Source organism: Rothia sp. HMSC08A08 (assembly GCF_001808385.1).
Lineage (GTDB): Bacteria > Actinomycetota > Actinomycetes > Actinomycetales > Micrococcaceae > Rothia > Rothia dentocariosa.
Window position 1 is genome coordinate 66,716 of record NZ_KV793079.1, and the last position, 11,350, is coordinate 78,065.

The following is an 11,350-nucleotide window of genomic DNA, read 5'->3' on the forward strand; positions in this document are numbered from 1 at the left end:
GGGGGGGGGGGGGGGAGAGAGAGACGGGTTACCCGGCCAGTTCTTCCCGTAGGGCGTTCGCCACAAATTCGGGCTGGAATACTTACTGACGGCAGAAAATAAGGTCTCGCCCCTAGTCAGCCAGCTCAATCACCACGGGGGTATGGTCGCTCGCGCCGTCCCCCTCGCGCTCTTCCCTATCGATCCAGGCGTTTTCCACACGGGCGGCGAGCGCCGGGGAGCACAACTGAAAGTCGATGCGCATCCCCTCATTCTTCGAGAACCGCCCGGCCTGGTAGTCCCAGTAGGTGTACTCGCCCTGGGTGTAGGGGCGCACCGCATCGACGAGCCCTTCATCATTGAGCAGGGCATAGAATGCCTCGCGTTCGGGGGCGGAAACATGGGTGAGGTCGTTCTCCCGGAAAAAGTCGATATCCCACACGTCGGTGTCTTCGAGCGCCACATTCCAGTCGCCGACGAGCGCAAATTGTGCGGCGGGGTCGGCGTGCAGCCAGCCGTTGACGTTGGTGCGCAGCTGGCGCATCCACTCCATTTTGTATGCCATATGAGGGTCGGTGAGCCCGCGCCCGTTCGGCACGTATAGGCTCCAGATGCGCACGCCGTTGCAGGTGGCGCCGATAGCTCGCGCCTCAATTTCGGCGGGGTCTCCGGGTTTTCCGAAGGCGGGCTGGTTCGGGAAGGCGCGTTCGACGCTGTCTAGACCCACGCGGGATGCGATTGCTACCCCATTCCACTGGTTCAGCCCGTAATGCGCCACCTCGTACCCCAGGAATTCAAAGAGCTCGAAGGGGAAGGTTTCGTCCTTGGTTTTGGTTTCCTGCAGAGCGAGCACATCGACCTCGGTTTTATCGAGCCAGTCCTCGATGCGGTCGGCGCGGGCGCGAATGGAGTTCACGTTCCAGGTAGCAATCTTCATGTACACCAGCTTACCGTGTGCGCCCTGCCAGGCAACGGTGAAAGTTTCGCCGGTAAATGACTCGGATCTGACGAGCCGCGCACCGCCCTTCCGAAGCGGGAGCGGAGAGTACTCTTTACACAGCATATTGGAAGAAACGGCTGTTTCTTCCAATATGCTGTGTAAAGGCCTGTAAATGGAAAAATCCGCTATTTTTTCCATTTACCTCAAATACGCATGACCTAAGGAACGCAGCTTCTTAAAGCATCGACTCTTTCCCCGAGCGAGTAACCGGGGGCAGTTTCTTATGGCTGTTCTACGCTCGCCCGACCGACCACATCCAAGGCGGCGTAGCGGGCGGAGAGCCACGTGCACATCATGAGCTGCACCTGGTGGAATACCATGAGCGGCAGCATCAGCAGCCCGAGCGAGCCCGACCCGAAAATAATGATCGCCATGGGAAGACCCGCCGCCAGCGATTTTTTCGACCCGCAGAACTGAATTGTGATGCGGTCCGCCCTGTTGAACTTCAGCCGCGCCGCCAGCCAGTCGGTCAGCCACAGCATCAGGGCCACCATCAGAATTGTCACCACGATCAGCAGTACGATCTGCCACCAGGCAACGCGAGTCCAAATCCCCTGCACTACGGATGCCGAAAACGCCGAGTACACAATCATCATGACCGAGAACTTATCGAGCCATTTTGTGGTGGGTTTCTTCGCAAACTCTCCCACCCAGCGGCGCGTGAGCTGCCCCAGCACGAACGGTAAAAACAGCTGAATCGCGATGTCGAGAAAGACGCTGCCCGAAATTTCGATGTGGTCGCTGTGCATTAGGAGCATCGCCAGCAGCGGGGTAGCCACCACCCCCACAATGCTTGACAGCGATGCGCTCACAATAGCGCCCGCCACGTTGCCGCCCGCGATAGAGGTAAACGCGATGGACGCCTGCACGGTAGAGGGCACGAGCGTGAGGAAAAGAATCCCCAGGTACAGCCCGTCGCCGAGCACAAACCGCAAGGGAAAAAGCGCCATCCCGAAGAGCGGAAAAATCACGAAAGTACAGGTCAGGATGAGGGCGTGCAGCCGCCAGTGTTTAAGCCCCGCGATCGCCTCAGATGTGGAAAGGCGCGCACCGTAGAGGTAGAACAGAAGCGCAACCGCGAACTTGGTGCCGGTGCTGAACCAGTCGGCGAAGGTACCGCGCGCGGGGATGAGGATCGCTAGAATGACCGCGCAGATGAGCATGACAATCAGCGCGTCGGGGCGTTTTTTCGTGAGTTTGGAGAGCACGTTCTTAATTAAAACGCGAGAAGCGGATTTTTGCCGAGAAGGTGAGAAAATACAACCTTTTCGGTGAAAATCCGCTTCTCGCGGGTGAAGGTCAGGGGCTAGTCAGAGGTGTTATTCCCCTGCTGATCCTGCTGTTCAGACCGTTTTTGCTCGGGATGCTGGTCATCAGCGGGTTTTATCGGCTGATTCAGCGCCACGCCAGGCTTCGTGGCGTCCTCGGGAGGCTCGGGCGTCTGCTCAGGCTGCGGGGGTTGAGGCTGTCCCTGATTCGCTTGATCAGGCGCGGGCTGGTCAGCATCAAATTGCCCCGAACCGGACTGCCACGGTGCCTGCTGGTTCGGCATCGGCTGCCCGTATCCAGGCTGACCGGGCGCTGGCTGCATCGGGTACCCGTACCCCGGCGCATATCCCGGCACACCCTGGCTGGCGGCATACTGTTCCCAACGGGCGGCGTAGGCGGCACGGGCCGCGCGAGCCTGCGCATCCTCCCATCCGGCAAAGAGCGTTCCCTGAATCTTGGGGGCATCCTGCGGGGCCGGATATGTCTTAACGGTGTTAAGGTTGTAGTCCTCCCACGCCGGCTTCTGCTCGTCCATGAACCCGGTTGCCTGAATCGGGTCAGGCCACTGGGCTGGCGGTTCTTGCGAAGGTATCAGGGAAGGAGGCGCACTCGGCGGGTTAAACCGCGGTCGCCAGAACAGACGCCCCGGCTCGTGTCGGTTGCGCAGCGCATGGGCGCGCCAGGTCAGTACCGGGTGGGTTGAGATAAGGTTGATAAGCCAAATCGCGAAGCCCTGGTCGTTCACGGCGCGGTCGGCAAATTCGTCGAAATTCACCTGCTGATTCAGGTATTTACCGGCTGTGAGAACCTTGATCGCGCCGGGTCCGCCTTCGGGGCAGTATCGGTACCCAAAGTTATCGGCGGTGTATTCCTGTGCGCGTGAAAGGGCCTGCCCCACCACGGGAATCCGCATGAAGGTTTGCGTGAAGAGAAGGCGGAAGTACCCCACGTGACCGGCAGCGATATGCCCGACCTCATGCCCAATAATAAAGCGAAGCGCCTGAGGGTCACGGGTCTGACCGCCGACCTCGAAGAGGTCAGAGTTGATGGCAATAAACCGGCGGAAACCATGCCCGGAGGCAAAGGCGTTCAGCACACCATTACCGCTCACGACATAGGCATCGGGAACACGGCGCAAACCCGCCGCATAGGCGGCCTCGGCAACCATGGCGTAAGCCTCAGGAAACTGCGTCGGCGAAATACGGATGCCGCGCACGCGCTGCTGTGCGTAGAAGAGGGCACGGGCGATCAGGATAACCAGGGGTGCCAGAATCAGTAGCGTAATCGCTTGTTCCGCATAGTCGTTAAAGACGCGCTCCGCGTAGCTCATCGTCGAGTATCGAGACGATGACGTCCATTCCAGGTCGTTATACCGGTCACGGCTTACGATCGTCTCAATAAAGAAGATGAGCAGCCCCAAGTACACGGCAAGGGTTACCGCATAGGCCGCCACCAGCCAGGGAATCTCGCCGGGGTGGCGCAGGGCGTTGAGCATCTTATGGGGTATTAACGATTGGTATCCCCAAAATTTCGGTTGGGGAAGCGGGCTCTGCGGGGTCTGCCGCTTATCCTCGGGCAGCCACCCCTGGCTCACGTCATTCGGCAGTGGAGGTTCAGCACCGGGCGTATGCTGACTCATGCGGTCTCCAAATCTCTCTAAGTACGTACTAGTTCAACTCTACCGCGTATGCCCTTTGATGCGGTGAATACACGCATACTAAATCCGGGAGTGGTAAGTTGCAGCGGGAGCGTGTTCCCCGCTCCCGCTGCAACTTACCGCTCCCGGAATCCTCTGTGGTGTTTATCAAGGGGAATCCAAGCAACTATTTCGTGAGGGTTATTCATTTGGGTGGTTTTGTATCCAGAAAAACAGTGCCCGCACCACCGAGAACACTCTCCGGTACGAGGTGAGGGGTCAGCGGAAGATACTAGAGAGTACCCGCCAACACTTGAAGTGTGCGATCACGCGTTCGATGACGACCCGGTGGTGATTGATGTGCCGGTTCAGGTGTTTCTCGTCGTCGGTGAGTTCTCCGCCGGGTAGTGTCTTCACCGGGGTGATCAGGTCTAGTCCTTGGTAGCCCTTATCGGCCAGAGTATCGTGCGGGTCTAAGAATCTGTCCAATCCGTGCCACCGGTACGCAAACGTGTCGTGGTGTGCCCCGGGTACGGGGTCGGTTTTGGTATTTCACCATCATACGTGGACAAGAGGTTAGGCGGTTGGGGTGTTACACCCCTAATGAATAACCCTCCTTAATCCTCCTTTGACCTATTGGCGTTACGTATAGTCTCGTGCGCTCGTGAGCTATCGGAGTTTTTACTGAAGAGAGCCCAGATAAGCGAAATGAGGCCGATTACTGCGAATACGAGACCGACTTTCGCGGGGTCTACTACACCCCATGAAATATTCTGCATGGTTAGCCAGGCTACTCCGCCTACGAGAATTGAGATGATGCTCCAGAAAATTTCTTTCGATTTTTCGGTTTTCATGATGCCTACCTTCCTTATGAAAAAGCTTTCATTCTTAAATATAGGGGTAAGGAAAACATTTGTATATTGTCCGTTTGTAGGAACGTCTACATCCGAACGGAGGAGCTGACCATTCCTATCTCAGAGATAACCTCTTCAGTTAGGGGCTGAATTGCGTTTTGCCATTCAACCACGTTTGCTGTAGTGGGCAGGTCTCCCCGTAGTGGATGTGAACTAGCATGCCCAGCAACCCACCACTTTTTGAATCCGTTAGCTCGTTTGGTCTGGGGGTCGACTGGAATCTTTTGATCACTACCCTTAACACCGATTGGGCAGGTGAACGGAAGTCCTGGATTTCCGACGAAGGCTCCGTGTATGTCCCTCCCCTAGAATTTACACCTCGTATTCCTTACACAAAATCCTGATAATGTTTTCGCTATAAATAATTTACACACCGCAGGCAAAGAAAATATAAATATTACTGCACCTAGCAAGTATTTACCCGTCCACTATTTTTATCATAAAGAAAAAAGGATGCCGCCATGAAAAAATCACGACGGCATCCAAACTATACACATAAAACACCCTATACACATGTGTACAGTTCTAGCACGGATTTAGAAGGCACCAATCCCTATAAGATACCTTCGTGTGCAACGAGTCCCTTCAGAGAGTGAAGGCTTACAGAAGGCTCAAACCCCTGTTATTTCGCGGAATTATACTCATGAAACGTACAAGGTTTCATGGGAGGAACATACCGCGAGGGTTTTTCACACCGGAGGCCGCGAACATACATGCCCAAAGTCCTGCGACCCCAATTTTCTGCACCTCGTTGCATATGTCATCTAAGTGAGTGATAGATGTGATATACCTGTGCCAGTTTTGATACAAAGAATGCCAGCATTTCCCCACACAACCACGAATAGAGAATGCGCGCCATTCTTTGCGTCTATTAGTTCATCCGCACAAAGCATTCTGAACTAAAACAACTATAGCAAATTTTATGATTTTAAGTAATTTAAATAATAAATAAAATAATGCGTCAAATATTATTTAGATATAAAGTTCAACATTTCCTCGCCTTACGCTTACTCTTGATGCCCTGCCCCTAGAATTTTTGTCGCCCAAAGCCGCCCGCGTCTGTGCCTTCGTGCCAGCCTTGTGCCCGGCGCCCTCCCGCCCATGCTAAAAAGGCTCTTGAGCGTGAATAAAGCACGGAAATCTCGCTTATTCACAGTCAAGAGCCTTTAGCATCCCCGAAGGGAAGAAACGGAAACTACGGTGCTACGCGACGAGCTCCTCGGTAGCCTCGGCGATCGCCTTCTCCTCGTTGGTGGGGATGACGAACACGGCAATGCTCGAATCCTCGGTCGAGATCAGGCGCGGTTCGGGGGAACGCTTCATATTCTCTTCCTCGTTGTAGCGAATACCCAACGGCGCCAGGCGATCCAGCACCAGCTTGCGGAAGTCGCCGGAGTTCTCACCAATACCCGCAGTGAAAATAAGCGCCTGCGCACCGCCAACCACCAGGTTGTAGCCGCCGATGTACTTCATCAGGCGGTATGCGGTCATATCCAGCGCCAACTGCGCACGCTCATCACCCGACTGCGCAGACTCCACCACCTTACGCATATCGTTGGAACCCGCCAGCGCCAGCAGGCCGGACTCCTTGTTAAGGATGGTATCCAGGCGTTCCGCATCGATCTCGGGGTCGCGGGTGAGAATCGTGGTCAGCGCAGAGGGGTCAATATCGCCCGAACGGGTACCCATCACTAGACCAGCCAGAGGAGTGTAGCCCATCGACGTATCCACGGACTTTCCGCCCTTCACGGCAGTCACGGATGCGCCATTACCCAAGTGCGCCACCACACCGTTGAACTCGTCGCGGGCAATACCGAGCATATCTGCGGCAACATGAGAGACGTATTCGTGGCTGGTGCCGTGGAAGCCGTAGCGACGAATACTGTACTTATCAGCCAGGTCATAAGGAATAGCGTAACGCCAGGCGTGCTCGGGCATGGTCGAGTGGAAGGCGGTATCGAACACGGCAACCTGCGGCAGGTCTGGCCACGTGTGGAAGGCAGCACGCATACCCTTCACATGCGCTGGGTTGTGCAGAGGCGCGAGCGGTGAGAGCGCATCGATCTCGTCGATCACCTGCTCGTTGAGCAGCACGGGGTGGGTAAACTTCTCGGCACCCTGCACCACGCGGTGGCCGATAGCCTGCAGCTGACGACCGTGCAGCACGCCTTCGAGCTTCTCAGCCATCATGTGCAGAGCGACTTCGTGGTCGGGAACGTCAGTGCCGATATTTTCGATGAGCCCTGAGGTAATCATTTGCTCGGATTCAGGCGCAGAGGTGTCGCGCACCTGGTATTTGAGGGATGAGGAACCCGCGTTCACAACGAGGATAAGCATGAACTTCTCTTCTTTCTTGAAACAAACTTTCATCTCATTTTCGCACTAAAAAGGTGTTTAAAGCGAGATAACCGGTGAAGACACCACATCAAAGAAGGTTAAGCCACATAAACACAGGCACTCAGGCGGGTCGAGGTTCTAGGCTGTGAGTGCATCCGGGTGCACATTCACGCTGAGAGCGCTCGGCACGATGCGCGCCTGTAGCCTGATCGCCGAGGGCGCTAAATCGCCGTCAACTTCAATAGGCTGGGCACCCGAAAGCATGTCCAGCGAGACCCGATGCCCCACATAATGGCGCATCACCGGCAGCGAGATGCGCGATGAACCGGGCAGAGCGCGGCGAACCACTTTTGCGGTCAGAAGACCCCATTCCAGGATGGTGCGCGGCGATACGATGATCACTTCGAGGTTGCCGTCATTAACCTCGGTAATATCGGTCAGTTGCAGTCCTCCCTGCAGCCGACCGCAATTGGCGATGAGCACCGAACGCGCACGTGCTTCGAAAGGTTCATCGTCGTCGAGCTGTATTCTGACCTTATGGGAGTGCCCGAAGATATGGTTCAGCCCGCTGTGCACGTAGGCTAACCAGCCGATACGCGCTTTAAGGTCTTCGTTGGCGTCGTTCATGACGAGCGCATCGAATCCTGCGCCGCTCATCACGTAGAACATATGGTTGGTAACGTCGCCTTCCGCTGATTCGGCGCTCATGTCGATAGCATCGACCATCTGGTGTGTTCCGTTGAGCGCAATGTTAATGCAGGCGGCTATATCGGTGATGGGCAAGCGCAGGTTGCGTGCCAGCAGGTTGCCTGTCCCTAGCGGAATAATACCGAGCGTGACATCTTTGCCTCGGCTCCTGGCTTCTTGAATGGCGGCGGCGACCGCGCGCACGGTTCCGTCCCCACCGACCGCAAGCAGGGTATCGACGCCCCGGTCGATCAGGTCAAGAGCAGCCTGGGTGCCGGGTTCGTCGATGAGGGTGGTACTCGCGAGGGCAGGTTTCCAGCCGTTGGCGACCACGGTACGTTCCAGAATATTAACTACTGCATGGGTGCTCGACTTGCTGGGGTTGTATACAATACCGACGTGCCGCTCTTGAGCGACGGGCAGGGTACTCCAGATTCCGAGGGGCGTAACGATGCGCTGCGCATGCTTGCGAACACGACGAGCAACCGCCGTGAGAGTCGCTGCCGCGGCGGATGCACCAACAAGGTTCCGAAAAAGGGACATATCTTTAGAGTACCGGATGCAGCGATATTGGGTTCGCCAACACTGACGAAAAGCGCAGGTTTTAGAGAATCACCCAAATACTTGTCGGGTAAAGTTATTATTGCCCTCTTCGCAGGGTGGGTCCGCAGCACGCAATAGTAGATACATCCCTGCGTTGACTCCCGGGGCGGAGAGGGGGTGGGAAGGATGTCTTTCTATGAATTCATAGAAACGACCCAAGCAATCCTGGTAAGTCTTATCCTTACCAATGGATCAGCTCAGGTCGTTTTCATCATCCATAACACTATCAAGCATATCCGTAATATCTTGAGTTAGTGTTACCCGCCAGGAAGGGGCTGGCAGGTCAGAGAGCCAGCTCCTTCCGCTTGATGCGGAAAGCAATAGTAGATATCCCCCATGTTAACACACTGATACTCGCAAGCGATGGCACCCGACTGCTCATCCTCTATCTCGCACCAAATCCACCACATACTTTTTAGGTAAAGGTAATACTGCCCTCTTCCCAGGGTACGCCGCAGCACAATCACCTTAGTAAACCCCTGCGGTCAACTCTTGGGGCAGGAAGGCGGCGGGAAGGTCATGACGTTCTTCGAACTCATGGAAACAGCCCAAGCAATCCTGGTAAGTCTCATCCTTACCGATGGATCAGCTCAGGCTGTTTCATACACTGTTGATGCGCTTAAGGTTATCGTTCGTAACCTGAAGTAACATCACCCCACAGGAGAGGTTCGGGTGTTGAGAGCGCTCGAACCTCTCTGCACTTTAAGGTGAATTATCTACAGTGCTTTTCACCTTAGTAACACCCCCATGCTAGCGCACCGGCTTTGCCACCGTACTTCCGTCGTTGGTGGGTTCCCCCGCACGATTGAGAGGGCAGGAACTAGACCCTGTGCGTATCCTTACTCAAGCACCAAGCTGCACCCGCCACAAAAATCACCAGCCACGCCACCAGGTTCACCAAAGCCCAAGGATCCCATTCCACCCCCACAGGCAAACGAGCCAAAACACCTAACCCGTACGACGGCAGCCAATGCGCAATATCCTGAAGCGCCTGAGGAAAAAGGGACAGCGGAAGAAGCAACCCACCAAATGAAGAGAACACAGAGATAATAAGATTAATAAGCGTTTGCGCACTATCAGCGGACATAAAATAGCCCACAAAAATACCAAACGCAGCAAAAGCAGAACTTCCAGCAATAATAATGAGTGACGACTGCGCCGCCTGCCACGCATCCAAAGGCATACCCGTCACAAGCCCCAGAACCATCATCACCACAACAGCGATAGCACCCAGCAACATAGACGAGATCACCTTCGTAATAACGTACCCTAAAGGCCGAAACGGCGTCAGCGCAAGGGCACGCGACCACCCCTGAGCACGCTCAATCGGAATAGCAGCACCGGCAGCCGAACTAGAGACAATAGCAGCATAGGCGCTGATCCCGATCATATAGTAGGTTCCGGTATTCACCGCCCCTTCCAGGCTGTCACGCTGCGGGTAGGCGAGCATAAAGAAGAACATAACAGGAAGCAAAATAGCCAGGATAAAGACCCGCAAATTACGGAACTTCCTGCGCAGCTCCAACAGAACAACAGTGCTATTAATCCACACGGGACGCACCTGAGAAAGACTCGCCGCCTGGGCACTAGTGTTATTTGGCATTCTTGCGCTCTCCTTCAGAATCGGTCTCGGTCAATAACACAAACGCATCATCTAAGGAAGACGATGTGATCTCCAGGTTCTTAGCGAACCCATCAGCAAGCAGATGCGAAGCAACAGCGTCCGCATCAGCAGCAGAGATTTCCAGGCGAATACCGTGCAACGATACTGCACTCACACCATCAAGAGCACGAAGCTCCGCAAGACGCTCCTCAACCTGCTCAGACGTCCACGCATCATTGACCGTCGCACGCAAAGTAGAACCCCGCGCATAAGACCTGATCTCGGCAGGAGTCCCATCCGCTACCACATGCCCCTGATTAATGACCACCACACGATCAGCAAACTCATCAACCTCAGCCAAATAATGAGTCGCAAACAAAACAGCACGCTGATGATCCCCCGACTGAGTAACCGACGCCCAAAAATCACGGCGACCCTGCACATCCATACCAGCCGTGGGCTCATCAAGAATCAAAAATTCCGGATCAGTCAACAACGCAATAGCAAAACGAAGACGCTGCTTCTGCCCACCGGAACATTTCTGCACAAGCGTTTTAGCATTACCCTCAAGCCCGGCCTGAGCCAGAACAGCAGAAACATTCTTAAGCTTGCCGTACAAAGACGCCATATACTGCACGGTCTCTTTAACCGTCAAATCAGGAAGCAAACCACCATCCTGCTGCACAGCAGCAACACGCCCCGCCTTAACAGCACGCTGCGGAGTCGTCCCAAAAACCTCAACCGACCCAGCATACGGTTTAGTCAAACCCAAAATAATATCGACCGCAGTACTTTTCCCCGCACCATTCGGCCCTAAAAGAGCAACAATCTCACCAGGATTAACCGTCAGATCAAGACCATGCAAAACAGTAGTACTACCAAACTTCTGAACAACATCACGCATCACCACCGGAGGCGAAGAATACACCATCAACAGTTCCTTTCAAGAACGATAAAGGCTGAATACATCTGTGTTATCACATATGAATACGCACAAAGGTAGTTACACCCATAAAAGAATAGTTTTATTACTTTTACTGCTGAAGAGGTGAATGAACAGAAATAATGTGTAGAAGTCTCAGGTGCGTACTTAAACACATATCAACAATACACCCAATTCATTTCTATATGAACCCTGTTAAGTGAATGTGTAGACCGTATTTTCGAGCTTCTGCTTATATTTGTTAGGTAAAGGTAATACTGCCCTCTTCCCGGGGTACGCACGCGCCACGCATATCAAAGTGAAATCCCTGCGCGTTGATTCTTGGGGCAGAGAGGTGGTGTGGTTAGGATGTCTTTCTATGAATTCATAGAAACGACCC

The 11,350-nt window shown here is 54.5% G+C and carries 9 protein-coding genes and 1 pseudogene; 1 reads left to right on the forward strand and 9 read right to left on the reverse strand.

Features of this window, described 5'->3' with window-relative positions; all coding sequences use genetic code 11:
• Positions 1–112 precede the first annotated feature (112 nt).
• The 7 genes and pseudogenes from HMPREF3164_RS09040 to HMPREF3164_RS09065 form a co-directional block, all read right to left on the reverse strand.
• Positions 113–916: an exodeoxyribonuclease III gene (locus HMPREF3164_RS09040; protein WP_070450709.1), complete on the reverse strand. Its 804-nt coding sequence runs from the start codon at positions 914–916 to the stop codon at positions 113–115.
• Positions 917–1,200: 284 nt separating this feature from the next.
• Positions 1,201–2,187, reverse strand: a complete 987-nt coding sequence (locus HMPREF3164_RS09045; protein ID WP_070450626.1) for a bile acid:sodium symporter family protein — start codon at positions 2,185–2,187, stop codon at positions 1,201–1,203.
• Between the two features lie 98 nt (positions 2,188–2,285).
• Positions 2,286–3,887 (reverse strand): M48 family metallopeptidase, encoded by a 1,602-nt coding sequence (locus tag HMPREF3164_RS09050; RefSeq protein ID WP_141744125.1) that lies wholly within the window; start codon positions 3,885–3,887, stop codon positions 2,286–2,288.
• A 276-nt stretch (positions 3,888–4,163) separates the two neighbouring features.
• A pseudogene (locus HMPREF3164_RS10965) lies at positions 4,164–4,409 on the reverse strand (transposase family protein); the annotation flags it as partial.
• Between the two features lie 92 nt (positions 4,410–4,501).
• Positions 4,502–4,738 carry a hypothetical protein gene (locus HMPREF3164_RS09055; RefSeq protein WP_004005799.1) on the reverse strand — a complete coding sequence of 79 codons (237 nt, stop codon included), beginning with the start codon at positions 4,736–4,738 and terminating at the stop codon, positions 4,502–4,504.
• A gap of 1,263 nt (positions 4,739–6,001) precedes the next feature.
• The gene (locus HMPREF3164_RS09060) at positions 6,002–7,135 is read right to left on the reverse strand and encodes an acetate/propionate family kinase (RefSeq protein ID WP_041321884.1); all 1,134 of its coding nucleotides are present in this window, start codon (positions 7,133–7,135) and stop codon (positions 6,002–6,004) included.
• 138 nt (positions 7,136–7,273) lie between these two features.
• Positions 7,274–8,365 carry a diacylglycerol/lipid kinase family protein gene (locus HMPREF3164_RS09065; RefSeq protein ID WP_070450628.1) on the reverse strand — a complete coding sequence of 364 codons (1,092 nt, stop codon included), beginning with the start codon at positions 8,363–8,365 and terminating at the stop codon, positions 7,274–7,276.
• Between the two features lie 579 nt (positions 8,366–8,944).
• On the opposite strand from HMPREF3164_RS09065, the gene HMPREF3164_RS10975 reads away from it, so the two are divergent.
• Positions 8,945–9,073, forward strand: a complete 129-nt coding sequence (locus HMPREF3164_RS10975; protein WP_080972598.1) for a cell division protein FtsL — start codon at positions 8,945–8,947, stop codon at positions 9,071–9,073.
• A gap of 172 nt (positions 9,074–9,245) precedes the next feature.
• Here HMPREF3164_RS10975 and HMPREF3164_RS09075 read toward each other — a convergent pair whose 3' ends face one another.
• Both HMPREF3164_RS09075 and HMPREF3164_RS09080 read right to left on the reverse strand, forming a co-directional pair.
• Positions 9,246–10,028 (reverse strand): ABC transporter permease, encoded by a 783-nt coding sequence (locus tag HMPREF3164_RS09075; protein WP_070450632.1) that lies wholly within the window; start codon positions 10,026–10,028, stop codon positions 9,246–9,248.
• Complete coding sequence (locus HMPREF3164_RS09080) at positions 10,018–10,959, reverse strand: ABC transporter ATP-binding protein (RefSeq protein ID WP_070450634.1); 942 nt, start codon at positions 10,957–10,959, stop codon at positions 10,018–10,020. Before HMPREF3164_RS09080 ends, HMPREF3164_RS09075 begins: the two co-directional genes overlap by 11 nt.
• Positions 10,960–11,350 lie beyond the last annotated feature (391 nt).

Coding starts and splice junctions, on each gene's coding strand:
- HMPREF3164_RS09040 (WP_070450709.1), bottom strand. CDS start 916: ATGAAGATTGCTACCTGGAACGTGAACTCCATTCGCGCCCGCGCCGAC.
- HMPREF3164_RS09050 (WP_141744125.1), bottom strand. CDS start 3,887: ATGAGTCAGCATACGCCCGGTGCTGAACCTCCACTGCCGAATGACGTG.
- HMPREF3164_RS09055 (WP_004005799.1), bottom strand. CDS start 4,738: ATGAAAACCGAAAAATCGAAAGAAATTTTCTGGAGCATCATCTCAATT.
- HMPREF3164_RS09060 (WP_041321884.1), bottom strand. CDS start 7,135: ATGCTTATCCTCGTTGTGAACGCGGGTTCCTCATCCCTCAAATACCAG.
- HMPREF3164_RS09065 (WP_070450628.1), bottom strand. CDS start 8,365: ATGTCCCTTTTTCGGAACCTTGTTGGTGCATCCGCCGCGGCAGCGACT.
- HMPREF3164_RS10975 (WP_080972598.1), top strand. CDS start 8,945: ATGACGTTCTTCGAACTCATGGAAACAGCCCAAGCAATCCTGGTAAGT.
- HMPREF3164_RS09075 (WP_070450632.1), bottom strand. CDS start 10,028: ATGCCAAATAACACTAGTGCCCAGGCGGCGAGTCTTTCTCAGGTGCGT.
- HMPREF3164_RS09080 (WP_070450634.1), bottom strand. CDS start 10,959: ATGGTGTATTCTTCGCCTCCGGTGGTGATGCGTGATGTTGTTCAGAAG.